A 25,798-nucleotide genomic window follows, 5' to 3' on the forward strand; every position below is an offset into this window, starting at 1 on the left:
AACTAAACGACAGCTTTTAAAAAATAATGATAAATAAAGGAGAATGAAAAATGAAATTAGTAACTTTTAGCCGTGAAGGATTTACACGTATTGGCGCAATTTATCCAAATAAAGAGATAGTAGACCTAAACTATGCTTATCAAGCACTTCTTGAAAGTGGAGGGAAACTTCGCAGTGAACAAATCGCTGAAGCCTATGTACCTTCAACTATGGAAGCATTTCTACAGGGTGGGAATGAAAGCCTTTTCATCGCAAGGAAAGCTGCGGATTATGCATTGAATAATCGCGATTCATTTAAACATACTTTGGTACATGTTGTTGAAAACGTAAAGCTTGAGGCACCTGTCCAAAAGCCAGGGAAAATTATTTGTGTAGGACATAACTATCGTGAACACATTGCAGAAATGGGGCGTGAACTGCCTCCATTCCCGGTCGTGTTCGCCAAATTCGCTAATGCAGTAATTGGACCTCAAGATGATATTCCGTTTTTCCCCATTTCAGAACAACTAGATTATGAAGCAGAATTTGCTTTTGTAGTGGGCCAACGGGCACGCAATGTTTCTCAAGATGATGCACTTGATTATGTAGCAGGTTATACAATTGCGAATGACGTTACGTATCGTGATATTCAACGACGTACACTTGAATGGCTTCAAGGGAAAACAGTCGAAGGCAGTGCACCAATGGGGCCTTGGCTAGTTACAACAGATGAGTTAGCTGATCCTTCTGGATTAAATGTCCGCTTAACTGTAAATGGTGAAGAACGCCAAAAAACGAATACATCTAACTTCGTATTCGATGTGAAATATTTAGTTGAATTTTTATCGAACTTAATGACTCTTGAACCAGGTGACATCGTCCTTACGGGAACCCCTGGTGGAGTAGGAGTAGCCCGCGATCCACAAGTGTTCTTAAAAGATGGCGACGTTGTCAAAATCGAAATCGACAAAATCGGTTATCTTGAAAACCGTGTGAAACGTGCTGGGGAGGGAAAATAAGAATGGCTTATCAGTCAATCGGAACATCGATCCAATCGTTTCAACAATCAATCGATCACATTCTTGAGACAACAGCTAACCTTTCAGAGAAAACAATCCGTTGCAACCCGACAGAGGGAGAGTGGTCAATCATGCAGATCCTTTCTCATATAGCAGAAGCCATTCCTTACTGGCTAGGTGAAGTGGAAACGGTAGTAGCCACTCCGGGCTCAAAATGGGGACGTGGATTGCAAGATCCAGCTCGACTAGCAGCGGTTACTGATACTGAAAAACTATCAGTTGATGAAGTTTTAAAACAAGTGGATGAACTGAAATATAAGGTTGAGAGCGGCCTCGGGAAATTAGATGAAGAAACACTATCTAAAGAATCTCCGCACCGGAACTTTGCCAAATTCGGCAACAAACCTGTTTCATATATCGTAGACCATTTCATCGATGACCATGTTTCAGGGCACTATGACCAAATTAAGCGAAATCTTTCTAAAATTAACTGATAAAAAATCAAAAAAGAAAGTAGGGAGTAATGTGGCTGAAAAATCAGATTATATGAACAGTTCAATTGTAAAAGATTTTACAAGGGATATTCAGCAGTACAATCTTGGCCCCCTATGGGAAGCTATACCCGCTCTAATGGATCATGAACCTAAACCACATGCCCATGCTTATTTGTGGAAAGAAGAGCTTCTGACAAAAAAGTTGATGGAAGCAGCTGAAATCTTCACACCTGATCGCGGCGGTGAGCGTAGAGCCATTTACTTTCAGAACCCTGGCCTAACTTATCGTCAGCCTTGGGGCTGGGCTTCAACAACCCAAACGCTTTATGCAGCGGTTCAACTATTGTTGCCAGGTGAAGTAGCTCCTTCCCATCGTCACTCTCAAAGTGCTCTTCGGTTTATTACGAATGGTGAAGGTGCCTACACAATTGTTCAAGGAGAAAGAATCTTCATGGAAGAAGGAGATTTCTTGATCACACCTAAAAATCTTTGGCATGGACATGGTCATGTTGGTGATAAACCGATGATTTGGATGGATGCTCTTGATATCCCTACTATCTATTCAATTGGCGGTACTTTCTTTGAACCGTATCCAGACCGTATTGAAACGCCGAAACGTCCGGATAATTTTTCGGAGCTTCGTTATCAAGGAGGAATGGTTCGTCCGGTATCTGATCGTTATTCACAAGTAGCTCCACTTGCAAACTACAAGTGGAAAGAAACGAAAGCAGCGATTGAAGGGTTAATGAACTTTGAACCAGATCCGTATGAAGGCTTTGCAGTTGAATATATCAACCCATCTAATGGACAAACGGCTAATCCGACGATGGGAGCTTGGATGCAGAAACTTCCAAAAGGTTTCCATTCTAAAGCACATCGCCATACTCATTCAACAATCTATCAAGTGCATGAGGGTTCCGGCTATACGGTTATTAATGGAGTACGGTTTGATTGGTCTAAGGGTGACTACTTTGTAGTTCCAAACTGGGCTTGGCATGAGCACGTTGCAGAAGTGGATTCTTACTTATTCTCGGTAAACGATCTTCCAATAATGGAGCGATTTGATTTAGAACAACAACAGGCACTTGATACAAACAATGGTTTTCAAAAAGTTGAGAGTGAATTCAAGGCTGTTTTAGTATAAGAAAAATCAGGTTGGTGCTTTCAGCCTGATTGTCATAAATATTATGAGAATGCATGTTGAATGAAAACGCTTACTGTGTTAATGGTCTACAACTTGGGCTTATGACAACTTATTTTAGGGGGAATTGAATAATGAACACAGAAAAAAAGCCATTCATTGTCATCGGTGGAGGAATAGGCGGGTTGGCAACAGCTCTAGGAATTGCGGAAACAAAACAGTATGTAAAAGTCTTAGAGCAAGCTCCTGAATTTGGTGAAATTGGAGCTGGAATTCAGCTTGCTGCGAATGCAACCAATGTTTTACAACGTTTAGGTGTTATGGATAAAATCAATGAAATTGCAGTTTTTCCAAAAAGATTAGTTTTGATGGATGCTTTTTCGGGCAAAGAGCTTTCCGCTTTAGATTTAGGTGACGTATATAAAGAAAGATATGGAGCCCCGTATGTTGTGTTACATCGCTCCGATTTGCATCGAGTGCTAGCTGAAGAATGTGAAAGTAGCCCATATATCGAACTTGTAACGAACCAAACAATTATTGAAACGGTAGAAAATGAAGGTCAAGTTATTGTTACTTCTGCTAATGGAGATCAACATTTAGGAACGGCTGTTATTGGTGCGGATGGTTTATGGTCTAATGCCCGTAAATTATTCGTGGAGGATCAACCAGTATGCTCTCAATATGTTGCCTACAGAGGTGCGCTTCCAATGGAAGAGGTAACGAGTCACGGAGATTTAGATGATGTATATATGTGGATTGGACCGAATCTTCATCTTGTTCAATATCCGGTTAGAAGAGGAGAGCTTTACAATCAGGTAGTTGTTTTCAAAAGTTCTCAATATACCGAAGAAAATGAAAAAACAGATCAATGGGGTACCCCGGAAGAAATGGACCGTGTCTTTGCTGGAACTTGTGAGCTTGTTCAAAATGCGATTGCATTCATTCAACGTCAACGTCGCTGGCCGATGTATGACCGTTTGCCAATTAATAACTGGACAAAAGGCAGGGTCACACTTACAGGAGATGCTGCACATCCAATGCTTCAATACTTGGCTCAAGGAGCTTGCCAAGCTTTAGAAGATGCATCTTATTTGACTGATATGCTTCAAAAGCATGGGGATAATGTTGAGCAGGCATTTTTGGAATACCAAGAAGAACGTATTCCACGTACAGCGAAAGTTCAAACAAGTGCAAGAATGTGGGGAGAAATTATCCACAATACTACAGATGCAGGCATTTTGCTTCGTGATACGATTCTATTAAATCGCTCTGATAAGGATTTCAGCTTTGTTGATGACTTCCACGGTTACAATAAAACATTTGTAAAAGCATAATAATCTTAAAATTTGGTTCCTACCAAAAAGTTATGGTTAGGGTGTTTTTAAATCAAAAATAGACTTTTGCCTTTCTTCCAAATGAAGAAAGGTTTTTACTGTTTTTCCCTTAATAATCTCTGTATTTTTTATAACATTACTTTACAAGGGAAAAATAAAAAGTATAATAAAATCATAAAGGTCAAAAATGGTCAAAGTCGTGAGAATTCGTTCATGTAATAGATGAATGGGAGGTTTTAAGATGGATATTAATAAAATGACAGAGAGAACCCAACAGGCGTTCATTGGCGGGCAGGAGCTGGCCAAAGATAGAGGGAATCCTGAGCTGACGGAGCTTCACTTATTAAAAACCTTAATGGAACAGGATGAAAGTTTATTAATTAGAATTTTATCTGATTCGGATAAAACGGTCAGTGGTTTTGAAATAGAGCTTAATAAGGAACTGAATAAATTGCCGGAAGTGAGCGGGAGTGTTGCCCAGGTATACATGTCATCTTCCCTACAGCAACTTTTGACGGTTGCCGAAAAAGAAATGCAAGTATGGGAGGATGAATATTTATCTGTCGAACACATCTTGCTAGCGTTGTTAAAGGAAAAAAAACCGAATATAAACAGGCTGTTTTCAACTTATGGAATAGATTATGATAAAGCGAAACAAGTGATACACAATATAAGGGGGAATCAACGAGTGACTAGTCAAAATCCAGAAAGCACATATGAAGTCCTAAAAAAATACGGCAGAGATCTCGTTGCTGAAGTTAAATCCGGAAAGGTTGATCCGGTCATCGGACGTGATACGGAAATTCGTAATGTCATTCGGATTCTATCACGAAAGACGAAAAATAACCCTGTATTGATTGGGGAACCTGGGGTAGGTAAAACAGCCATTGTCGAAGGATTGGCGCAAAGGATTGTCCGGAAGGATGTCCCGGAAGGACTCAAGGACAAAACAGTTTTTTCACTTGATATGAGTGCTCTAGTTGCCGGAGCCAAATTCCGTGGTGAATTTGAGGAACGTTTAAAAGCTGTACTGAATGAAATTAAAAAGAGTGATGGTAAAATTCTTTTATTCATTGACGAATTGCATACAATTGTAGGAGCAGGCAGAACGGATGGCGCACTTGATGCAGGGAATATGTTAAAGCCGATGCTTGCGCGTGGTGAGCTACACTGTATCGGTGCAACAACCCTGGATGAATATCGTCAGTATATTGAAAAGGATCCTGCTCTAGAACGCCGTTTCCAGCAAGTTCTCGTTCCCGAACCAGATGTGGAAGATACCATTTCAATTTTGCGCGGGTTAAAGGAAAGGTTTGAAATTCACCATGGCGTCAGGATTCATGATCGGGCGATTGTTGCTGCCTCTGTCCTTTCCAACCGTTATATAACGGAGCGATTTTTACCAGATAAAGCGATTGACCTAGTGGATGAAGCTTGTGCAATGATCAGAATGGAAATTGATTCAATGCCTTCAGAGCTAGATGAAATCACAAGAAAGGTTATGCAGCTTGAAATTGAAGAAGCAGCCTTGAAGAATGAAGAGGATCCTCAAAGTAAAGCAAGGCTAGACGTGCTCCAAAAAGAACTTTCAGAACTTCAGGATCAAGCAAATAGCATGAAAGCAAAGTGGCAAATGGAGAAATCTGCGCTTCAAAAAGTGCAGGACCAACGTGAAGAGCTCGAGAAGCTTCGCCATGAACTGGAACAGGCAGAGAATGACTATGACCTCAATAGGGCTGCTGAACTACGGCATGGAAGGATTCCACAGCTTCAAAAAGAATTGGATGCTATGGAAGATGAATTGGAAAAGGAAAAGCAGGAATCACGATTGCTTCGCCAAGAAGTAACGGAAGAGGAAATCGCATCGATTGTAGCAAGATGGACGGGTATCCCGGTAAGCAAGCTAGTAGAAAGTGAAAGAGAGAAGCTGCTTCGCCTTTCGGAAATTCTTCACGAACGTGTAATAGGACAAGGAGAAGCGGTTGAACTTGTATCAGATGCTGTTTTACGGGCAAGGGCAGGAATTAAGGATCCAAACAGACCGATTGGCTCGTTTATTTTCTTAGGACCTACAGGAGTGGGGAAAACTGAACTGGTCAAAGCGTTGGCGGAAACGTTATTCGATAGTGATGAACATATGATTCGAATCGATATGTCGGAATACATGGAGAAACATTCTGTTTCCCGGCTAGTCGGTGCACCTCCTGGATATGTTGGTTTTGAGGAAGGCGGGCAACTAACCGAAGCTATTAGAAGAAACCCATACTCAGTCGTGTTACTAGATGAAATTGAAAAGGCACATCCGGAGGTCTTCAATATTTTGCTGCAAATGTTGGATGACGGACGTATAACGGACTCCCAAGGTAGAACGATTAACTGTAAAAATACGGTTATTATCATGACATCCAACATTGGCTCCCATTTCTTGTTACAGTCCAACCGTAGTGATGGAGCCATTGAAGAAGAAATAAAGGATCAAGTGTTCAAAGAATTAAGAGGACATTTCCGTCCTGAATTTTTGAATCGAGTAGATGACATTGTGTTATTCAAACCGCTTACTCAGCATGAAATCGTTGGAATTGTAGAGAAAATGGTTCAGCAATTACAAGTGCGGTTAACTGAACAAAATATAAACCTCCAGGTCACCGAAGCGGCTAAGGAATTCATTGCCGAACAAGGGTATGATCCGGTATATGGGGCAAGGCCGCTTAAGAGATTTATTCAAAAGCATTTGGAAACAAAAATCGCTCGCCGAATTATAGCGGGGACAGTTGGAAACAAAGAAGGAATCACGATTGATTATGATCATAACGAATTAGTACTAATCTAAAATTTATGAAATGTAGTTTAATCAAAAGCAAAGAACGGTATAACAAAAAGGACATCCCCAAAGGATGTCCTCTTTTGCTTCTTAATGTTGATGAGAGTCTTTTGTTGGCCCAGCAGGCATAACAGCAGGGATAATACATATTAGAATAGCCGCAGCGATTCCTAAAATTGTTCCCTGTGCAGCATCGTATGAAACTCCGATCATGGAAGAAACAACATATACAGTCATATGCACTAATAAGAATGTCCAAAAAATTGTCCAAGCATAACGCATCGAATTTCACCTCATTCCACTACATTCATTTTTATCTTACCATAATTAATATACAGTTAAAACGGCTTTTTCATAATAACCATTAAATAATTAAATACAGTATAACAAAGGTAATCTTTTCTGACAGATGGGTTGGGAATGAAAAGTAGTCTTTAGTAAGAAGAAAAACGATATTATTTCGAGAATCTCACAAAATTTATTCCATTTTGATTAATTTATGAAAAGAAGATAGGCGTCTCCCCTGACCTTTTCAATATTTCCACATAAATTAAGTAGTAGTTAGAGGAATATTCCTTAAAGGAGTTTAAAAGATGGAACTGGAACAGCGAACTTTTCAAATTGATGACCAATGGAGTATCGTCTATTATCCGGAGCAGCCCAGTGGTTTTTCCGTAATGGTAATCGGAGACCGTAGTCATTTTGTCGAAAAAGACAGCAGCTTTTGGCTCCAGCATCCTGGCAGGTTACGAATATTGGAGTATTTAAAAGAATGCGGATACACACTATTTTCATCCAATTTCCACGGAGCCAGCTGGGGTAGTCCAAAGGCTCTTGATCTTTCCCTTAAACTATATATTCTCTTCATGAAAAAGGAAATTGTCAATCAAAGGTTTCATGTGTTGGCAGAAGGGACAGGCGCACTTCTCGCATTAAGGCTAATGAATGAACTAGGAAGTAAAATACGTTCCGTCATTCTTATTGATCCGGTTTTTTCATTGAAAGCACAACTGGAAAAAGAAAAGGAAAATAAGTTTTTTTATAAAAAGTGGTTGACTGAGGTTTCGGCTGCTTATGAGATGAACCCAGCCGAATGTGAACAGCTTATTCTGGAGTCTGAAGATCCGTTAATTGAGGAGAACATCCCTGTGAAAGTAATTCAGGTTTTTGGAAGCTTGCGTAAAGAACAAGCCTCCCTTTATCGAAAAATTCAACTGGCTAGAAAAGCTGACTTGCAACTAACTTATTTATTGCCTGAAAAACGATATAAAATCCCTTATCAAATTCAGAAGTTTTTTAATGAGAATGAAGAGTCTTTATAAGAGTGGATATATTTTTACAATAGTTTGCATACGATACAGCATCTAAAAAAACTTGACGTGCCGGATGAAGCGAGCTTGATGGCATACGAGGAGGCTGTATTTATGCAAACATTCATTGTCATTGGCGCTTATCAATTTGTAGGTTTCTATGTCACCCAATATTTATTGAATCAAGGCGAAGAGGTAATCGGAATTGATTGGACGGATTCTCAAGCAAGTCAGTATATTATAGAAGAAAAGGAACTTGAAATTGGTCGAAGTGCTAATTATTTATATTTTCCGATAAATAAACTTAGATTATTAGATATTTCCCAGCAGGACACTGTTTTTATTTCTTGTTACGATATTAGAAAAGGTAAAATAGGTAGAATCAATCTTCTTGTAGAAGATATCGTTTTTTTTCTTGAGAAATGCAAAAAAAATGGCTTAGATAAAACACCAAATATTGTGATTCTCATGCCTGTTGAAGACGATGTGCAGGATTTTCAGTCTCTAATATCCTCAATCGAAGGAATGGATTCTGTTAAGATCATTTTTTTACCAACGATTTATGGACCCTGGCAACCCGAAAGCATGAGCTTTGAAGCCGGAATCAACCAACTTGAACAATCAGCTATCAAAGCTACGCTTGCTCGGGAATATACCGAGGATGCGCTCTTTATTACTGATTTTGTGAACGCTTTAGAAAGGATTACTACCTCATCTGATAGAAACATCCAGCTGTGCAGCAGTATAAATGATCACTGGAATAAATGTGCTAAGTTTATTTTTGGAGAAAGTATGGATTACTTATTTATTCAACCAGCAACGAAGATAATTAAAGGGACGGTATATGAGGTTCAAAGTAAAACGGGTCCAGAAGAAGGTGTTTCCTTACAAAGGAAACATAATAAACGATTAAATTTACTTAAAAAGTGGAGAATGCATGATTAATGAGAGCCTTGTGTTAAACTCTAGAAGCACTGGTAATAGGGGTGCGAGTATTTCAAGAAACTAAAAACATGAATATCAAATCCCATTTTGGGTAAATGTATATGACAAGGCAGGTACAGTAGAGACATCAATTCTAGGAAAGGTCCATAACCTGTTAATTTGGCCTGTATCATATATGCCTCGTACTTTAATGAATGGAATAAAACTATCAGGAAATTCATTTTTTATTGCCTGTGGCTTTACGAAAGGGCTACGGGGAATTATGATAATAATGAGATATTCTTTAGGTATAAAATGATATCTGGTAAATTATCAAGTAGATAAGGGGGCAAAAAAATGAGTTCAGATAAAACACTTGAATTTATGGGAATCGCTATGAAATACTTCCCAGAGGCTAAAGCAAAGCTGGAGGCAAGCGGAATTCCTTTCTCAATGGAGATGGCAGAGCCGTTCATGGATCTGTTTAAAAAGGTTATGCAAGAAGCATATGAACTTGGCAAACAAGATGCCCAACGTTAATTAAGGTTAGGCTGTCCAGTGATGCGGACAGCCATCATTTTTTTTCAGTTAATCTTTTTTTAAGAACTTGGTAATCAATGGGTTCATTTTCTGAATGGTTGGTTTGTATTGGTCGTATAATCCCATTAATGTTTCTACGTTAACCATCAATTGCAAGTAGTCAACTTCTGATTCCTCCTTTTGGGGTTCAGGCTCCTCTTTTCTACCAAACATCAAATCCGAAAAATGATCACCTTTTGTACTTCGATTGTTACGATTGAAAATGTCCATAATAATTTCCTCCTTCTTTCTATAATGTATGTCTATAAAACACCTTGGCGTAGGCCCTTGTCCGAATCAAGAAAGAGATTCTTTTATACTTTCAAACTGTTAGCTCTTGCAAGGAAGAGTTTTTTTATATAAAATTAGTACCAGGTAATAATAGATGATGATAATAACTTATTAAAATATATAAGGGGATGGCAAAATGAACGCTGGAATATTAGGGCTTGGCCGATACTTACCCGATAAAATCGTTACAAATGCGGATTTAGAGAAAATCATGGACACTTCTGACGAGTGGATTCGGACTAGAACAGGTATTGAGCAAAGAAGAATAGCCGATGATAATACGAATACTTCAGATATGGCTTATGGAGCGGCAAAAGCTGCATTGATAAATGCAGACATTTCAGCGGACGAGATAGATTTAATTCTTGTAGCTACCGTGACACCTGATCAGTCGTTTCCTTCTATTGCTTGTATGATTCAGGAAAAATTAGGAGCAAATAAAGCGGCTGCTATGGATGTTAGTGCTGCATGCGCTGGCTTTATGTATGCGATGATTTCAGCACAGCAATTTATTCAGACAGGTGCTTATAAGCATGTGTTAATTGTTGGCGTTGAAAAGCTTTCAAAAATAACAAATTGGGAAGACCGCAATACTGCTGTCCTATTCGGGGACGGAGCCGGTGCTGCTGTCCTTGGTCCTGTTGCAGATGGGAAAGGGATTCTTTCCTTCGAATTAGGAGCAGATGGAACTGGTGGTAAGCATTTATTACAGGAAGGAGATTTTATTTCCATGAACGGACGTGAAGTGTTTAAGTTTGCAGTCCGTCAGATGGGAGAATCTAGCCTGAATGTACTTGATAAAGCAGGATTGACAAAAGAAGATGTGGATTTACTTGTCCCTCATCAAGCCAACATTCGAATTATGGAAGCTTCGAGGGAACGTTTGGGTCTGCCAGTTGAAAAAATGACAAAAACCGTTCATAAATATGGAAATACCTCTTCAGCATCGATCCCGATTGCTCTTGTAGAAGAAATGGAAGCGGGCAGGATTAAGGAAAATGACCTAATCGTCATGGTCGGTTTTGGTGGAGGACTCACTTGGGGAGCAATTGCTATTAGGTGGGGGAAATAAAAATAGAGAACAAAAATAATCGTACGAGCTTTAAAAAAGGAAGGAGCCATTTCTAATGACTAATCGCCGTGTTGTTGTAACAGGTATTGGAGCAATCTCTCCAGTTGGTAATGATGCAGAAACTGGATGGAAGAATATAATTGAGGGGAACTCAGGGGTAGGGCCATTAACACGCTTGAATGCTGAGGATTTTCCTGTAAAAGTGGCTGCAGAAATAAAGGACTTCGATATTGAGACATATATCAATCGTAAAGAAGCGCGTAAGATGGACCGTTTTACGCACTATGCTATTGCTGCATCAGTTATGGCATTAAATGATAGTAAGCTAGAAATAACAGATGAAAATGCGACACGTGTTGGTGTTTGGATCGGTTCAGGTATTGGTGGACTAGAGACGCTTGAAACACAACATGAAAACTTTTTAAACAGAGGCTATAAACGGGTGAGTCCATTTTTCGTTCCTATGATGATTCCGGATATGGCTGCTGGCCAGGTTTCTATCTTACTAGGTGCTAAGGGAATCAATTCTTGTACGGTAACTGCTTGTGCAACAGGAACAAATTCAATTGGTGACGCGTTTAAAGCAATCCAACGGGGCGATGCCGATGTAATGATCACAGGTGGTGCCGAAGCGCCGATCACGAAAATGTCGGTGGCAGGCTTCTGTGCAAATACAGCTTTATCGACAAATCCTGATCCAAAAACGGCAAGCCGTCCTTTTGATGCAAATCGCGATGGGTTTGTTATCGGAGAAGGATCTGGGGTTATTATTCTTGAAGATTTAGAACATGCATTAAACCGTGGAGCTAAGATTTATGCTGAAATAGCTGGATATGGCTCGACTGGAGATGCTTTCCATATTACGGCTCCAGCACCTGGTGGGGAAGGCGGAGCAAGAGCAATGAAAATTGCGATTGAAGATGCAGGTTTGAATCCTGAAGACATCCAATATGTAAACGCCCACGGAACAAGTACGCCTTACAATGATAAATATGAAACGATGGCAGTCAAAGAAGTCTTTGGTGACCATGCTTATAAGCTTGCATTAAGCTCTACAAAGTCAATGACAGGACATATGTTAGGGGCAGCAGGTGGAGTCGAAGCAATTTTCACAATTCAAGCAATCAGAGACAGCATTTTGCCACCGACTATTAATATTGAAACACCCGATTCTGAGTGTGATTTGGACTATGTGCCAAATCAAGCAAGGAAAAGTGAAATTAATGCAGCCATCAGCAATTCACTTGGGTTTGGCGGCCATAACGCAACAATTCTTTTCAAAAAATATCAATAATTAATGTTAAGAGCAAATCCTTTGAGGTTTGCTCTTTTTTTGTTGTAATCATCCCATGGGCCGAACTGGTGACCTTCTTTGATAGAAAGCTTTGTTTCATTTTAAAACATGTGGAGGGAAATAATATGTGTCACCCGTGATTAAGAATCATACGATAGTTAAAAGAGGCGGGGGTGTATGGGATGGGTGTTATTTCAACAAATGAGTGGTTGAAAGAGGACTTCGATCGACCGGTTCAGATGATGGGCAGACTGAAAGATAAATTCAACAACAATATTAATGCAGATATGATTTATCGCCACTTACAAAAGCACGGCATGTATTCTCCAAATCAAAAAACGAAAAATACATGGGGAAACTTAAACGAAAATAATGTTTGGGAAAAAACACAAAGCCTATTTACTTCTTATAAGAAGTTATGGGAAGGGCCAGACGTTCCCATTTATATTTTTCCTCTTATGTCTTCAGGGATGTGGAAACAATCTGTTGAAACGAAATCAGGATTGGCATTTAAAGATAAATTGTTTCTTTTTTATAACAATGGTATAGCGGAAAAGGAAATGGAGGCCCTATTGATTCATGAATATCATCATGTTTGCCGATTACACCATTTGAAAAAAGAACAGAAGGATTATACACTTCTCGATACGATGATTATGGAAGGGCTCGCTGAAAGAACAGTCTGTAAATATTTAGGAGCGAAATATATAGCGAAATGGACTAAGTTATATCAGGAAGAAAAACTCCGGGGATTTTGGAGTAAGTATTTAGAAGCAAAACATACCATAAAGCGTACAGACCCGCTTCATGATGTTCTTCTTCTGGGGATGAAGGGATATCCGTATATGCTAGGATACTGTACAGGATACCATCTGGCGAAGAATGCTGAAAAACTCTCTGTAAAAAAATCATTCATTATCCAATCTGAAGAATTTTTAACAGAAAAGACCTAATTTATACGTTCTATTTTTTCTTAATCTGTTTTCTAGAATAGGAATAAAATGTCTGGTTCCTGCCTATACTGATTGACAAACAGAAATTTGTTTAAGTGAGGGATGAATGATGTTATATCTTCATGATGTATGGGTTAATTGGTTTGAAGGAGAAGAAAACGGCTATAATATTTGTCATTTTCATGAATGGAGGAAGGATGATGGGATCGAACTGTTAGATCAAGTTCCTCTGTTGAAAGTTTCAGCAACACTCTTCCACTACATAGAAAATGACTTATCAGAATTACCTAAGCCATTGCTTAGCGATGTCTATCAAAAAGCGTATGCAAGGAAAAACCATGAACGAATTCAGCTTGACTATTGTTTTATCGTTACCGATGGAAATGGAATTCTAGCTGTAGATACAATAGGCTATCATATTCCAATTCGGAAAAGCAGAATAATTCCTCGGCAAGAACAAATTGTTTATGACATGATAGAAAACCATGATGAGATGGATTACACCTTTACTGAAAAACCTACATCTGAGAAAGAATATCATATTTTATCGCCGTCACCCTTATTTATGAATGGATTGACAAGAAAAGAAAGACAGCTAAAGCAGCTTCTATTCATGGCCATGGACCAATTATTTACGGCGAAAAACACTGCTGAAATCCGTTATTGGTATACAGAATGGGCTCCAGAAAAATATGAGAGCATTCAAGAAATGGATTTTCAAATCGCTTGGCTTGAGTTATATGAGGAAATGAAGGAAGGCTGGTCAGAGAAACATCTTCAACTATGCGAAAACTTAGTAAAGGGGCAGCCATTTTTTGAAAAGCTTTGGCAAGTAGAGACAGGAGATAGTCCATCGATATTATAGGATCGTCTTTTCAGTTTATAGACAAAAGGGGTTCGGAATGTTTTAATTCCGGCCCCCTTTTGAAATTCCCTTTGAATTTTGCTCAAGATTAAGAGATTGGGCCTCTACGAGCCCACTATATTAAGCCATTCTTGGACCTTGCCATGTCCAAATGGCCATCCTCTTTAAATTCATGGCAGCGAAAGTAAGCATCGCCTGCATCGACATTTTTTTAAGTCCCCTTAAAGTGGTCCAACGCATACCATGCTTTTCTTTTGCATCTGCGAATACGCGCACTATTGTTTCTTTACGTTTAGCATATATAGGTTTTACATCCTTGTGATGACGCAGATCGTCATCACCTCAAGTTTTAATACTCCTATTTTAAAACAAAAAAGACTGTAGGCAAAAGCGGTTATATCTAATTGTTAAAACAAAGTTGATTGGAACGGAAGGTGCGAGACTCCTGCGGGAAAAGCGCGTCCAAGGGAGACCCCACAGGCGCAAAGGCGCCGAGGAGGCTCCCGGACCGCCCGCGGAAAGCGAGTTCCCTACGTTCCAATCAACGTTCGGATTTTTAAAACCCTCAAAAAAACTGTAGACAAACTCGATTTTCATCGAGTTTGTCTACAGTCTGAAAAGACGATCCGATTAGGATCGTCTTTTCTTTTATCTTTTTCTTCCAAGTCCCATGCCGTTATACATTTTTCTGATCATTTTATTCGCTTCAATGTTCGCTTTTTCTGCACCACGGTCAAGAATTTCATCCAATTCAGGAGAATCAATTAATTTGTAATAGCGCTCTTGGATTGGTAAGATTTCTCCAAGTACCACTTCAGCTAAATCACTCTTAAAGTCGCCGTAACCCTTTCCTTCGTACATCACTTCAATTTCGGAGTAGGTTTTTCCACTGAAAATGGAGTAAATCGACATTAAGTTGGAAACCCCGGCTTTGTTTTCCTTATCGTAACGGACAATACCCTCGGAATCGGTAACCGCGCTCTTGATGTTTTTTTCAATTTGCTTTGGATCATCCAATAGGGCAATCGTAGCCTTTTTGTTAGGATCAGATTTACTCATTTTCTTAGAAGGCTCTTGAAGCGACATTATTCGTGCTCCTGCCGTCGGAAGGCTGATTTCTGGAATCTTGAAAATTTCGTTGTACTTATTATTGAATCGTTCAGCTAAATCACGTGTTAATTCAAGATGCTGTCTTTGATCTTCGCCGACAGGAACAACATCTGTACTGTAAAGAAGAATATCGGCAGCCATCAGCGGAGGATAGGTCAGCAGTGCTGAAGAAACCCCTTCTTTACCGGCTGATTTGTCTTTAAATTGAGTCATACGCTCAAGTTCGCCAATATAAGATATACTTTGTAATATCCAGCCTGCTTGAGCATGCGCAGGTACCTCTGATTGAATAAAGATTGTATTCTTTTCCGGGTCGAGGCCAATAGCCAAATATAAAGCGGCTAATGTTTTAATGTTTTTTCTTAATTTTAGACGATCTTGTGGAACTGTAATTGCATGCTGGTCAACGATACAAAAGAAACAATCATATTCATTTTGTAGGTTAACAAATTGTTTCATTGCTCCGATATAATTCCCTAAAGTAACGGAACCGGATGGCTGAATGCCGGAGAAAATCCTTTTCAACTGCTAGTCACTCCTCTAAATACGTTTATTAAGTAAATGGATATTCGCTCTTCATTATTGTAAGGATAAATAGAAAATGAATCCACTTTTTTTGAAAGTAACTGGCGCCTTATTTATGATTAGGAAAGCGCTCATTTATATCTCGTGGAGGGGCCGTTTTGAAGTGATCACTTCTTGTATCGACGTCATTCCAGAAATACGAATTGTCCACTATAACTGTATTTTAGCATTTATTCATATTAAATGTATAATCGAAACGGCATAAAGACTATTATCGAGCCCATGAAAGGAATTATTATTTCCTTCTATCACCATTCTGAATTATTTAAGATGATTTCAAGAATGTAGTTCGTTTTTTATTTTTCAATGTGTAGACGATTTTAGGGAAGGATAAAAGGGAATACGTTGTGAACAGAATTATCGTGTATGATAACGTAATTCAAAGGTACTCATAGATTTTATTGCCTTTTTTGAGACTAGAACCCAAAGTTTTTTACTAATTACTGAGATATAGGTGTAAAGTTCAATCGTTGTGGTATAAAGAAAGGGGTCTGTTGTATTTGTAAAATAAAATTGATGACTGATGGCGAATGAGGTGGAGATATGAAACCAATGACTAAATGGTTGATGACAGGGGTGTGTATATTCCTGATTCAACAGCCAGTTCATGCAGAAAGTATGAACGAGACTAGATATGTAGCACTTGAAAGTAAAGAATTGCCTGAGAGGGCACCGCGTTTTGTATTTGATTCGGGTTTGAAGTTTGACTATCCGGATGCTGTGCGCGGAATTTATGTGACTGGACCTGCAGCAGGCGGCAACAAATTCAACGAACTTATTAAATATGTAGATGAAACCGATTTGAATGCGATGGTCATTGATATTAAGGATGACTGGGGAAACGTTACGTATAAGCCAGAAGATCCTGATTCTCCTTATGCTGGGATTGGTAAAGACCAAATAAAGAATCCTAAGAAAATGCTGGAGAAAATGGAGGATAAACAGATTTATCCGATTGCCAGGGTAGTCGTGTTTAAAGATACCCTTCTCGCAAAAAAGAAGCCGGAATGGTCATATTTAGATGGAAAAAAGGTATGGGAAAATGGTCGTGGAGAATCTTTCGTTAACCCATTCATGAAAGAGGTATGGGATTATAATGTTGGAATAGCTATTGAAGCGGCAAAGATGGGATTCAAAGAAATTCAGTTCGACTACGTCCGTTTTCCGGAAGGGTTTGAAAAAAAAGAAGACGAATTGAAATATAATATGGGTGAATATGATGAAGCGAAAATAAGTCATACTGCAAAAAGAGTACAGGCAGTAACGGATTTCGTCAGTTATGCCAAGAAACAACTAGAACCGTACGGAGTAGAGGTGTCAGTCGATATTTTTGGCTATGCTGCTACGTTACCGGAAGCTCCAGGAATTGGCCAAAATTTCACCAAAATATCTGAAAATGTTGATGTTATTTCCTCGATGATATATCCAAGTCATTGGACATCTTATTTCGGTATCGAAAAACCTGATTTGGAGCCTTATGAACTCGTTAAGGAATATGCAAAACTGGAGAATAGGAAGCTTAAAGAACTGGAAGCACCACCGACTTCTAGACCTTGGCTTCAAGATTTTACAGCTTCTTATTTAGGGGATGGAAATTATCAAAAATATGGTAAGGAAGAAGTGGAAGCCCAAATTAAAGCTTTGAATGACAATGGAATTGATGAATATTTATTATGGAATGCAGCCAATCGGTATACAAAAGGGGTAGATTATACGCCATAAAAAGTAAAAAAATGGATGACCGTTAGAGGAATGGCTTTCGGTCATCCAATTTCTGTAGGAATTACCGTTTCTTATTTCCACCAACTTGATTCCATCCTGACTGAATTCGTTTTGATTGATCGAAAATAAGAGAGTGACGTTTACCGCCAAACCATTTTTCACCGATCCCATTCGTCACTACACCATTCACGGCTGTAATGCCAATTACGCAAACCGCTACCAAAATCAGGTCTGTAAAGTAACTAATCATCCTAACCCTCCTAATATTTTCAAGTTCTTTAAGTTCTATTGTAGTGGATAAGAAAAATTGTGGAAAGTAAAAAGTAGTAATAGAGGAGATTAAATTATGAATTGGTATGAAAAGTTAAATCAGTATTTTCCAATTGAAGAAATGAAGTCAAAAGAACATATAGAAATTCTTTTAAGGGATAAGCATGAAATTTACAAAAAAGATGAAGGGCCTGACCATGTTTTATTATATGTGGAAGGGGATGAGTTTATTTTCATTGATTACCTATTTGTTTCCAAGAATTCAAGGGGGCAGGGGTTAGGAAGAAAACTGATTCAAAAATTGCAAAAAAGGCAAAAAACCATATTACTTGAAGTCGAGCCTGTGCAAGAACATGATGATGACACATTGAAGCGACTTCGGTTTTATAAAAGGGAAGGGTTCCAGCATGCTTCTTCTATATCCTATAGCAGAAAATCGCTTGCTACCAAGGAGAATACACCGATGGAAATCTTATATTGGCCATCTGATTCTTCTGTAGAAGAAGAAGACGTATTTAATTTCATGAAAGAAATTTACTCTGAAATTCATACCTATAAGGACAATCACCTCTATGGAAAGTCTTATCAAAATGTAGATGATGTACTGACTATAAGTATGGGGCATGAAATGGATATATTTGAAGAGATGGAAGCATGAATAAAAAGAGCCGGTATATTGAAGTGAACCCAAAAAGTTAGACACTATAATTAGGCAGCCTTGAGGGCATGAACCCGGTAATCTACCGGTCCAAGTACTCTAAAACTGCATGTAATTTTTCGTCTATCGTATATTTAGTCAAAAAACTGCACCCCAATTGTTAGATGTTGTCTAACAATTGGGGTGCAGTTCATATTACCGGCTCTTTTCTTATGTATTTTTAGGTGGGCTACCGAATAAGAATTAACTTCTTGAATATTAACTAATCTCATCCCATTCTGATTCTTTTGATTTACCTTTTTTTTATGTTTATCGTTATATATGCTAAAAGAATGGTTTTTTAAAAGAAAGCAGGAATTTGTTCTTCATTAAAGAAAATATATTAAAATGAACTTGTTTATTAACAAGGAATGGGGGTAAATAAAAGTAACGAACTAATTAAAAAAATATGAGGGTTAAATTGAGAGTTAAATGAGAATGGTAGCTAGGTATTTTCAATTAGAAAAAGTGGATATAATGTATTACATAAAAAAATGAATTAGCTATAGTACAGGCTAAACAAGAAGTTTTAAAGGATTTTTTCAATTTTGAAAAAGGGTGTTCATTTTAAATAAATTAGTGTATAATTAACATTATGAAATACTTATTTAAAATTATTTCAAATTAGAGTGGTACTTATGAATACTAATAGTAGATTTCCCCTCATAGATCACCGATTCTATACTTAGGGAGTGTGAGTAAACATGGTAACATTATATACATCGCCTAGTTGTACTTCATGCAGAAAAGCAAAAGCATGGTTAGAGGAACACGAAATTGGATATAAAGAGAGAAACATTTTTTCAGAACCGCTTACGATTGATGAGATTAAAGAGATTCTGCGTATGACTGAAGATGGTACGGATGAAATTATCTCAACAAGATCAAAAACTTTCCAAAAATTAAACGTAAATTTGGAGAGCCTGCCTCTTCAAGAATTATATAAATTGATTAAGGAAAACCCAGGACTATTAAGACGTCCAATTATCCTTGATGAGAAAAGGCTTCAAGTTGGATATAACGAAGATGAGATTAGACGCTTTTTACCACGTAAAGTTCGTACGTTCCAGTTACGAGAAGCACAACGTATGGTCAATTAAAAAGGTTTTCAAGCTCTGCCGAGAATTGTGCAGAGCTTTTTCTTTATACATAACTGATTTCCCTCTTAAAATTCACCTTTTTGATATTCGCATTCGATTTGGCTACAGCTGGTCACCTTTTAAGATAAAAGAAGAATGCAACTCACGTTGTTGTATATATAATAGAGCATAATCTTTAGCATTAACTAAAATTAAAGGAAGTTCTGTGATAGTTGCATGCGGATGAATTTTTTTATAGAATGAATGGAATATTAGGCAAACAATTGTTTTTTAGATAAGTAATGTTTTTTATTTCCCTTCTTCAAGGTTTTGTCATAAAATGATGTAAAATAGTCTGTTTTTAATGACTAACATGATTTACAGTATTCACTTACGGGTAAAGAGCTTTTAAGAGCAATTTTCGCTTGGGGGTTATTATCCCTTCAAAATGAGAAAGGAAGGGAGAGGGGAATCATGGAAATCGAACGCATTAATGACGATACAGTTAAATTTTATATTTCCTATATAGATATTGAGGAAAGAGGCTTTGATCGCGAAGAGATTTGGTACAGTCGTGAAAGAAGTGAGGAGCTTTTTTGGGAAATGATGGATGAAGTGCATCAAGAAGAGGAATTCATGATTGAAGGACCTTTATGGATTCAGGTTCAAGCTCTTGAAAAAGGCTTGGAAGTTTTGGTCACAAAAGCCCAACTTGCCAAAGATGGTCAGAAACTCGAGCTGCCTCTTTCAGATGATAAATTAAAGGATTTGAATGTATCAGACAAGATGGATACGCTTCTTGACCAACATTTTCATGATAAGGATGAAGAAAGCGGTATTACCTTTGAAGATGGAATGATTGAGTTCATCACAATATTCGAGGACTTTGAAGATGTCATTTCTTTAAGCAAGCGTCATGGCTTGGATAACTGGATAACGAAACTTTATGTTTATCAAAATAAATATTACCTCTATATCGAATTTTCAGAGGCCGAAATTGACGAGGAAGAAATTGATAATATTTTAAGTCTTTTATTGGAATACAGTCAGGAGTCACCGATAACGGTGCACATGTTAGAAGAGTACGGTAAAATAGTGATAGAAAATGATGTATTCGCAACGGTTGATAAATATTTCGTATAACTAATAACTGTGGAGCCGATTTCAGTAGAAATCGGTTTTTTCGCCCTAGAATGAATGTTTTTACCTTAGACAGGAAGGTCTTATTAGAGTGTGCCTGTGTTTTTTAATTGGAGGTAGTCTAGGTGAAGAATAAAGTCGGCATTAGTCTGCTTATTCTCTTGTTGGGTAGCACGTGGTATTTTCTATTAAAGGAGGTCAATGAAGGGCTCTTTAGTTATTTTAGTCTGATATTGACTCTTTTCTTGGTGATTATTGGATTTATCATCTTCCTCGAAAATCGGGATCCCGCCCGTACCATAACGTGGCTAGTAGTATTTGGTGCTTTCCCAATTATCGGTTTCATGTTTTATTTTTTGTTTGGACGTAATTTCCGGAAAGAACGGATATTTCATAAGAAATATTTTTTAGATAAGCAAAGTTTCGTAAAAATAGACAGCGAAGCACAACTTTATAATCGGAAAATTAAGGAGATGGGGGAGCACCCCCAGAAGTTATTTTCTCTTGCGCAAAGGCTTGGGAATAGTCCCATCTCATTTACAACTGAAACTCGAATCTTAACAAATGGAGAGGAAACATTTTCTAATATCATCAAGGAATTAAAAAAAGCCAAACATCATATTCATTTAGAATATTATATAGTTAGGGATGACCATATTGGTGGTGTGCTTAAGGATGTATTGATTCAAAAAGTAAGAGAAGGGGTAAAGGTTCGTTTTTTATATGATGCTGTTGGCTCTTGGAAGTTAGCCAGATCCTATATTTATGAGTTGAAGAATGTAGGGGTAGAAATGGTTGCCTTTGGCCCGCTGCGTCTCCCTCTACTGAATAATAAATTCAATTTTCGTAATCATCGGAAAATAATTGTGATAGATGGGTCTATCGGTTTTATGGGGGGCCTCAATATTGGTGATGAATATCTGGGACGTAATCCGAATTTTGGATTTTGGCGTGATACTCACCTTATGGTGAAGGGCGAAGCAGTAAGGACGTTACAGCTCATTTTTTTACAGGACTGGTATTACAGTACCGACCACAGCTTTTTATCGGACGAATACCTCCAAACGGGCCTGCCGCTTCATCATGAACATGGTGGTGTACAAATGATTGCAGGTGGTCCGGATAGTGAATGGACAATCATTAAGAGCATTTTCTTTAAGATGATTACTTCTGCAGAAGAGTCTGTATGGATTGCATCTCCTTACTTCGTTCCTGATGACGATATTTTTCAGGCATTAAAGGTGGCCGCTTTGAGTGGTTTGGATGTCAGGCTGCTCGTTCCGAAAAAACCTGATAAGCGTATTGTTTTTCATGCTTCCAGAACGTACTTTCCAGAATTGCTTGCGGCTGGAGTCCGAATTTTTCAATATAATGAAGGGTTCATGCATAGTAAAATTGTCATCGTTGATCATCAACTAGCTTCAATTGGGACAACAAATATGGATATGAGGAGTTTTCACTTGAATTTTGAAGTCAATGCCTTTCTCTACCGGACGGAAAGTACAGAACACCTGGTAAATGACTTTTTGGAAGATATAAAGGTTTCACAAGAGGTGAATATGGATGAATTCACCAAACGGAATATTGGGTTAAAATTACTTGAGTCCACTTGCAGATTACTTTCACCACTTCTTTAATGCCGATCAGGCATTTTTTTTGCTTAAATTTAAAAGGAATCCTATGCGATAAAAGCGAATGATATAAATTGAGGAGGTGATGTATGCTAACTGCGATAAAAAAGGACGGGACTTGGATTGCCCTCCCTGAAAAAATGACAGAAAGTTTGCTTACGGAATTGAGAATGTCAACAGATTATTACTGTCCATGCTGCAAAGCAGAAATGACAATCAAGGCCGGAATGATTAAAATCCCCCATTTTGCCCACAAAAATAATTCTTCATGTCGTGCATCGTCGGAACCGGAATCCGCTTATCATTTAATGGGAAAAAGAAAATTGTTTCATTGGTTTGAATCACACCACTATCAAGCTGATTTAGAAGCCTACCTTCCTGAAATAAGGAAAAGGGCAGATATCTTAGTAACGATTGGTGGTACACGCTATGCAGTTGAATTCCAATGCTCGGTTATTTCAGAAACTGAATTCATAGAACGAACAATTTCCTATCAAAGTGTCGGTATCAAGCCAATTTGGATCCTAGCAGCTAAACATTTGAAAAGAAGGAATCTACATGAATTCAGTTTATCAGACTTTCAATGGTTGTTTGTTACTGGCAGTTACCATCACCCGTTTCTTTGGATGTATTGTCCAGAAACGAATCAATTATCAGCATTAAAAAACCTCACTCCTTTTTCCCCAAGAAACGTGTTTGCTGAATTAACTACTGCTTCATTAGTAATACTCCGCCCTAGTCAGATAGCGCCTCGAACCTGCTTCAGCTTTCCTTTTCTACCTGCTTGGAGAAGTAAACGAAAAAACTGGTGCCTTCACCGTGTGAAAACTGCACGGAGAAGTGATTCATTTTTCCAGGGACTCTATTCACATAATATTTCGCCTGCAACGATTCCAGTTGAAATTGGGGTACCGGTTAGAGGGATGCTATTGATTGAAACACCGCCGATTGAATGGCAAGCTTGGCTTTATATGGACGTGTTTCAAAAGAAAAAGCCGGGGGAAAAGATAATTATGAATGATGTTATCTATTTTTTTAAGAAGCGTGCAAAAAATGGGGGAATAAAGTTCAGATCATTGCCTTTGCTTAAGGAAATACGCATAGAGTATCCTATTAGGCAATATATTCAGCTGTTAGAGCAAATGGGTTTTATATCAGAGTTGGAAAAAGGGGTTTTTAAAGTTGTGAAGCAATTCTCTCTTCCGTCGAATGGTGATGAAAGTCAAGTGATGGAAAAAAATTTCTATAATGAACATAAGTTGATGATAGAAAAGGGGAATATCCATTATAATAAGTGATACCATCGCAATTTATCTTGAATTCAGATGAAAGGGCAGGATTATTTTTGTTAATGGAGAAATAGTAAGAAGAAGGATTTTTATACTTTAAGAAAGCATGATCGTTGTATAAAGTAAATACGACGTTCAATCCGGTTTCAGGAAAGGGTTAACTAACTGGAAAGTTTTCTATAGAATGGAGAGGAATTATTATGACACAGGAAACAAAAGTAAATACATTGCCCTCAAGAAGTGAAATTGCAGCTGAAGATACTTGGAGGCTGGAAGATATCTTCGCGACTGAAGAAGACTGGGAAGCTGCCTTCAAAGCTGTAAAAGAAGACCTTAAGAAAGCGGATGCGCACAAAGGAACATTAGGGGAAAGTGCTGAAAAGTTATTTGGAGCCCTGCAATTTCAAGATGAGGTATTTGAGAAGCTAGGGAAAGTTTACTCTTATTCACATATGCGCAATGATCAAGATACAACCAATCCTTTTTATCAAGGAATGGAAGACCGTGCAAAGGCTTTATACGCCCAGGCAGCCGCCGCATTTTCTTATATGGTTCCTGAACTATTGAGTATTGACGAAAGCAAAGTGGCTGGTTTTTTAGAAGAAAAAGAAGAATTGAATTTATATAAACATTCATTGGAGGAAATTAGTCTTCAGAGGCCTCATATCTTGTCTGCTGAGCAAGAAGCTTTATTGGCACAAGCATCGGAAGTACTCGATGCATCAGGTAATACATTTGGCATGCTTAACAATGCAGATTTGAAATTCCCGACCATCAAGGATGAAGAGGGAAATGAAGTGGAAATAACTCACGGAAGATATATCCGTTTCCTTGAAAGTGAAGATCGTCGTGTACGTGAGGATGCATTTAAAGGGGTATATAGTAAGTATGGAGAGTTCCGTAATACATTTGCTTCAACCCTGTCAGGTGAAGTGAAGAATCATAACTTCAATGCGACAGTTCGAAAATATGATTCGGCACGTCAAGCTGCTTTAAGTAACAACAATATTCCGGAGACAGTATACGATAATCTCGTTAAAACGGTCAATGACAATTTGCCGTTATTGCACCGTTATCTAGAATTACGTAAAAAAGTACTCGAATTAGATGAACTTCATATGTATGATTTATTCACTCCGCTTGTAAAAGAAGTGAAAATGGAAGTGACATATGAGGAAGCGAAAGATTATGTCCTTAAGGGTCTTGCTCCACTTGGGGAAGACTATTTAAATGTTTTAAAAGAAGGATTTGAAAATCGTTGGGTTGATGTGCATGAGAACAAAGGGAAACGAAGCGGTGCCTATTCCTCTGGTACATACGGGACGAATCCTTATATTTTAATGAACTGGCAGAATAACGTGAATAACTTATTCACGCTCGTTCATGAGTTTGGGCATTCGGTCCATAGCTTTTATACACGTAAATATCAGCCATACCCATACGGAAATTACTCTATTTTTGTAGCAGAAGTCGCATCGACATGTAACGAAAATCTATTGAATGATTATTTATTAAATACAATCGAGGATGAAAAGAAACGCATCTATTTATTAAATCATTATTTAGAAGGCTTCCGTGGTACGCTGTTCCGCCAAACGATGTTTGCTGAGTTTGAACATACCATTCATTTGAAAGCTCAAAATGGAGAAGCATTAACAGCAGATATGCTGACGAAGGAATATTATGAACTTAACAAGAAATACTTTGGAGAGAATGTAGCAATTGATGAAGAAATAGGTCTCGAATGGGCTCGAATTCCACACTTCTACTATAATTATTACGTATATCAATATGCGACTGGTATTAGTGCAGCTACAGCCTTAAGCAAGCAAATTCTCGAAGAAGGAGAACCAGCTGTCAAAAGGTATTTGGAGTTCTTAAAATCAGGAAGTTCTGATTATCCAATTGAAGTTCTCAAAAAGGCTGGCGTCGATATGACAAAAGCAGAGCCAGTTCAAGAAGCCATGAATGTATTTGAAGAAAAATTAAATGAGTTGGAAGAACTTTTGGCTAAATAAGTATTGAAAAGGACCCGTATCTATGCGGGTCCTTTTCAGCTTACGTTATAAACCTCTAAAACGATTTCTTTGATTTAAACTGTGAAGAATAATGAAAAAAACAAAAAATAAAATAGGGGAGGTGAAATACAAAGGAATGAGATTCATTATACCGAGTAGCTGGACGAACAGCGACCCTATT

At 38.2% G+C, this 25,798-nt stretch carries 23 protein-coding genes and 1 pseudogene; 19 read left to right on the forward strand and 5 right to left on the reverse strand.

Annotation, left to right across the window (positions count from 1 at the left end):
• Positions 1-50 precede the first annotated feature (50 nt).
• The 5 genes from ACQKMR_RS02475 to clpB all read left to right on the forward strand — a co-directional run bounded on the left by ACQKMR_RS02475 (position 51) and on the right by clpB (position 6,797).
• Positions 51-998: a fumarylacetoacetate hydrolase family protein gene (locus ACQKMR_RS02475; protein WP_427695871.1), complete on the forward strand. Its 948-nt coding sequence runs from the start codon at positions 51-53 to the stop codon at positions 996-998.
• A 2-nt stretch (positions 999-1,000) separates the two neighbouring features.
• Entirely contained in the window at positions 1,001-1,492 is a 492-nt protein-coding gene (locus tag ACQKMR_RS02480) for a DinB family protein (protein ID WP_427695872.1), read from the forward strand.
• A 31-nt stretch (positions 1,493-1,523) separates the two neighbouring features.
• Entirely contained in the window at positions 1,524-2,636 is a 1,113-nt protein-coding gene (locus tag ACQKMR_RS02485) for a cupin domain-containing protein (RefSeq protein ID WP_427695873.1), read from the forward strand.
• 131 nt (positions 2,637-2,767) lie between these two features.
• Positions 2,768-3,967, forward strand: a complete 1,200-nt coding sequence (locus tag ACQKMR_RS02490; RefSeq protein WP_427695874.1) for an FAD-dependent monooxygenase — start codon at positions 2,768-2,770, stop codon at positions 3,965-3,967.
• 241 nt (positions 3,968-4,208) lie between these two features.
• Complete coding sequence (gene clpB / locus ACQKMR_RS02495; RefSeq protein ID WP_427695875.1) at positions 4,209-6,797, forward strand: ATP-dependent chaperone ClpB; 2,589 nt, start codon at positions 4,209-4,211, stop codon at positions 6,795-6,797.
• Positions 6,798-6,878: 81 nt separating this feature from the next.
• On the opposite strand, the gene ACQKMR_RS02500 is transcribed toward clpB, so the two are convergent.
• Positions 6,879-7,070, reverse strand: a complete 192-nt coding sequence (locus tag ACQKMR_RS02500) for a YjzD family protein (RefSeq protein WP_053344988.1) — start codon at positions 7,068-7,070, stop codon at positions 6,879-6,881.
• Between the two features lie 311 nt (positions 7,071-7,381).
• Here ACQKMR_RS02500 and ACQKMR_RS02505 point away from each other — a divergent pair, with 311 nt between their 5' ends.
• The 3 genes from ACQKMR_RS02505 to ACQKMR_RS02515 all read left to right on the forward strand — a co-directional run bounded on the left by ACQKMR_RS02505 (position 7,382) and on the right by ACQKMR_RS02515 (position 9,562).
• The gene (locus ACQKMR_RS02505; RefSeq protein WP_427695876.1) at positions 7,382-8,110 is read left to right on the forward strand and encodes a hydrolase; all 729 of its coding nucleotides are present in this window, start codon (positions 7,382-7,384) and stop codon (positions 8,108-8,110) included.
• Between the two features lie 102 nt (positions 8,111-8,212).
• Positions 8,213-9,043, forward strand: a complete 831-nt coding sequence (locus ACQKMR_RS02510; protein ID WP_427695877.1) for a hypothetical protein — start codon at positions 8,213-8,215, stop codon at positions 9,041-9,043.
• 336 nt (positions 9,044-9,379) lie between these two features.
• Positions 9,380-9,562 carry a ComZ family protein gene (locus tag ACQKMR_RS02515; RefSeq protein WP_427695878.1) on the forward strand — a complete coding sequence of 61 codons (183 nt, stop codon included), beginning with the start codon at positions 9,380-9,382 and terminating at the stop codon, positions 9,560-9,562.
• Positions 9,563-9,610: 48 nt separating this feature from the next.
• Here the strand turns inward: ACQKMR_RS02515 and ACQKMR_RS02520 are convergent, their stop codons facing one another.
• On the reverse strand, positions 9,611-9,832 hold the full coding sequence (locus ACQKMR_RS02520) for a hypothetical protein (RefSeq protein WP_427695879.1): 222 nt from the start codon (positions 9,830-9,832) through the stop codon (positions 9,611-9,613).
• 196 nt (positions 9,833-10,028) lie between these two features.
• Between ACQKMR_RS02520 and ACQKMR_RS02525 the strand changes: the two genes are divergently transcribed.
• The 4 genes from ACQKMR_RS02525 to ACQKMR_RS02540 all read left to right on the forward strand — a co-directional run bounded on the left by ACQKMR_RS02525 (position 10,029) and on the right by ACQKMR_RS02540 (position 14,076).
• Complete coding sequence (locus tag ACQKMR_RS02525) at positions 10,029-10,964, forward strand: beta-ketoacyl-ACP synthase III (RefSeq protein ID WP_427695880.1); 936 nt, start codon at positions 10,029-10,031, stop codon at positions 10,962-10,964.
• 55 nt (positions 10,965-11,019) lie between these two features.
• Positions 11,020-12,258 carry a beta-ketoacyl-ACP synthase II gene (gene fabF / locus ACQKMR_RS02530; RefSeq protein ID WP_427695881.1) on the forward strand — a complete coding sequence of 413 codons (1,239 nt, stop codon included), beginning with the start codon at positions 11,020-11,022 and terminating at the stop codon, positions 12,256-12,258.
• 182 nt (positions 12,259-12,440) lie between these two features.
• The gene (locus ACQKMR_RS02535; protein ID WP_427695882.1) at positions 12,441-13,211 is read left to right on the forward strand and encodes a DUF2268 domain-containing protein; all 771 of its coding nucleotides are present in this window, start codon (positions 12,441-12,443) and stop codon (positions 13,209-13,211) included.
• Positions 13,212-13,320: 109 nt separating this feature from the next.
• Positions 13,321-14,076: a YjbA family protein gene (locus tag ACQKMR_RS02540; RefSeq protein WP_053344996.1), complete on the forward strand. Its 756-nt coding sequence runs from the start codon at positions 13,321-13,323 to the stop codon at positions 14,074-14,076.
• 120 nt (positions 14,077-14,196) lie between these two features.
• Here the strand turns inward: ACQKMR_RS02540 and ACQKMR_RS02545 are convergent.
• Both ACQKMR_RS02545 and trpS read right to left on the reverse strand, forming a co-directional pair.
• Positions 14,197-14,412: pseudogene (locus ACQKMR_RS02545) on the reverse strand (transposase); the annotation flags it as partial.
• Positions 14,413-14,724: 312 nt separating this feature from the next.
• Positions 14,725-15,711 (reverse strand): tryptophan--tRNA ligase, encoded by a 987-nt coding sequence (gene trpS, locus ACQKMR_RS02550; RefSeq protein WP_427695883.1) that lies wholly within the window; start codon positions 15,709-15,711, stop codon positions 14,725-14,727.
• Between the two features lie 603 nt (positions 15,712-16,314).
• Between trpS and ACQKMR_RS02555 the strand changes: the two genes are divergently transcribed.
• Positions 16,315-17,493 (forward strand): putative glycoside hydrolase, encoded by a 1,179-nt coding sequence (locus ACQKMR_RS02555; RefSeq protein WP_427695884.1) that lies wholly within the window; start codon positions 16,315-16,317, stop codon positions 17,491-17,493.
• 61 nt (positions 17,494-17,554) lie between these two features.
• Here ACQKMR_RS02555 and ACQKMR_RS02560 read toward each other — a convergent pair whose 3' ends face one another.
• On the reverse strand, positions 17,555-17,743 hold the full coding sequence (locus ACQKMR_RS02560; RefSeq protein WP_427695885.1) for a hypothetical protein: 189 nt from the start codon (positions 17,741-17,743) through the stop codon (positions 17,555-17,557).
• Between the two features lie 96 nt (positions 17,744-17,839).
• On the opposite strand from ACQKMR_RS02560, the gene ACQKMR_RS02565 reads away from it, so the two are divergent.
• The 6 genes from ACQKMR_RS02565 (at position 17,840) to pepF (ending at position 25,617) form a co-directional block, all read left to right on the forward strand.
• On the forward strand, positions 17,840-18,421 hold the full coding sequence (locus ACQKMR_RS02565) for a GNAT family N-acetyltransferase (RefSeq protein WP_427695886.1): 582 nt from the start codon (positions 17,840-17,842) through the stop codon (positions 18,419-18,421).
• 743 nt (positions 18,422-19,164) lie between these two features.
• Positions 19,165-19,560: a transcriptional regulator SpxA gene (gene spxA / locus ACQKMR_RS02570; RefSeq protein WP_034314502.1), complete on the forward strand. Its 396-nt coding sequence runs from the start codon at positions 19,165-19,167 to the stop codon at positions 19,558-19,560.
• A 453-nt stretch (positions 19,561-20,013) separates the two neighbouring features.
• A complete protein-coding gene (gene mecA / locus ACQKMR_RS02575) occupies positions 20,014-20,682 on the forward strand; it encodes an adaptor protein MecA (protein ID WP_427695887.1) in 669 nt (222 codons plus the stop codon).
• A 122-nt stretch (positions 20,683-20,804) separates the two neighbouring features.
• Positions 20,805-22,316 carry a cardiolipin synthase gene (cls, locus tag ACQKMR_RS02580; RefSeq protein WP_427695888.1) on the forward strand — a complete coding sequence of 504 codons (1,512 nt, stop codon included), beginning with the start codon at positions 20,805-20,807 and terminating at the stop codon, positions 22,314-22,316.
• Positions 22,317-22,399: 83 nt separating this feature from the next.
• Positions 22,400-23,608 (forward strand): competence protein CoiA, encoded by a 1,209-nt coding sequence (locus ACQKMR_RS02585; protein ID WP_427695889.1) that lies wholly within the window; start codon positions 22,400-22,402, stop codon positions 23,606-23,608.
• A gap of 191 nt (positions 23,609-23,799) precedes the next feature.
• Positions 23,800-25,617, forward strand: a complete 1,818-nt coding sequence (pepF, locus tag ACQKMR_RS02590; RefSeq protein ID WP_427695890.1) for an oligoendopeptidase F — start codon at positions 23,800-23,802, stop codon at positions 25,615-25,617.
• Positions 25,618-25,798 lie beyond the last annotated feature (181 nt).

This window comes from Peribacillus sp. NPDC096540 (genome assembly GCF_050278525.1).
Taxonomy (GTDB): Bacteria; Bacillota; Bacilli; order Bacillales; family DSM-1321; genus Peribacillus.

Excerpts from the sequence above, each read along its gene's own strand:
- ACQKMR_RS02475 (WP_427695871.1), top strand. The coding sequence starts at position 51 with ATGAAATTAGTAACTTTTAGCCGTGAAGGATTTACACGTATTGGCGCA.
- ACQKMR_RS02480 (WP_427695872.1), top strand. The coding sequence starts at position 1,001 with ATGGCTTATCAGTCAATCGGAACATCGATCCAATCGTTTCAACAATCA.
- ACQKMR_RS02490 (WP_427695874.1), top strand. The coding sequence starts at position 2,768 with ATGAACACAGAAAAAAAGCCATTCATTGTCATCGGTGGAGGAATAGGC.
- clpB (WP_427695875.1), top strand. The coding sequence starts at position 4,209 with ATGGATATTAATAAAATGACAGAGAGAACCCAACAGGCGTTCATTGGC.
- ACQKMR_RS02500 (WP_053344988.1), bottom strand. The coding sequence starts at position 7,070 with ATGCGTTATGCTTGGACAATTTTTTGGACATTCTTATTAGTGCATATG.
- ACQKMR_RS02505 (WP_427695876.1), top strand. The coding sequence starts at position 7,382 with ATGGAACTGGAACAGCGAACTTTTCAAATTGATGACCAATGGAGTATC.
- ACQKMR_RS02510 (WP_427695877.1), top strand. The coding sequence starts at position 8,213 with ATGCAAACATTCATTGTCATTGGCGCTTATCAATTTGTAGGTTTCTAT.
- ACQKMR_RS02515 (WP_427695878.1), top strand. The coding sequence starts at position 9,380 with ATGAGTTCAGATAAAACACTTGAATTTATGGGAATCGCTATGAAATAC.
- ACQKMR_RS02520 (WP_427695879.1), bottom strand. The coding sequence starts at position 9,832 with ATGGACATTTTCAATCGTAACAATCGAAGTACAAAAGGTGATCATTTT.
- ACQKMR_RS02525 (WP_427695880.1), top strand. The coding sequence starts at position 10,029 with ATGAACGCTGGAATATTAGGGCTTGGCCGATACTTACCCGATAAAATC.
- fabF (WP_427695881.1), top strand. The coding sequence starts at position 11,020 with ATGACTAATCGCCGTGTTGTTGTAACAGGTATTGGAGCAATCTCTCCA.
- ACQKMR_RS02535 (WP_427695882.1), top strand. The coding sequence starts at position 12,441 with ATGGGTGTTATTTCAACAAATGAGTGGTTGAAAGAGGACTTCGATCGA.
- ACQKMR_RS02540 (WP_053344996.1), top strand. The coding sequence starts at position 13,321 with ATGTTATATCTTCATGATGTATGGGTTAATTGGTTTGAAGGAGAAGAA.
- ACQKMR_RS02555 (WP_427695884.1), top strand. The coding sequence starts at position 16,315 with ATGAAACCAATGACTAAATGGTTGATGACAGGGGTGTGTATATTCCTG.
- ACQKMR_RS02560 (WP_427695885.1), bottom strand. The coding sequence starts at position 17,743 with ATGATTAGTTACTTTACAGACCTGATTTTGGTAGCGGTTTGCGTAATT.
- ACQKMR_RS02565 (WP_427695886.1), top strand. The coding sequence starts at position 17,840 with ATGAATTGGTATGAAAAGTTAAATCAGTATTTTCCAATTGAAGAAATG.
- spxA (WP_034314502.1), top strand. The coding sequence starts at position 19,165 with ATGGTAACATTATATACATCGCCTAGTTGTACTTCATGCAGAAAAGCA.
- mecA (WP_427695887.1), top strand. The coding sequence starts at position 20,014 with ATGGAAATCGAACGCATTAATGACGATACAGTTAAATTTTATATTTCC.
- ACQKMR_RS02585 (WP_427695889.1), top strand. The coding sequence starts at position 22,400 with ATGCTAACTGCGATAAAAAAGGACGGGACTTGGATTGCCCTCCCTGAA.
- pepF (WP_427695890.1), top strand. The coding sequence starts at position 23,800 with ATGACACAGGAAACAAAAGTAAATACATTGCCCTCAAGAAGTGAAATT.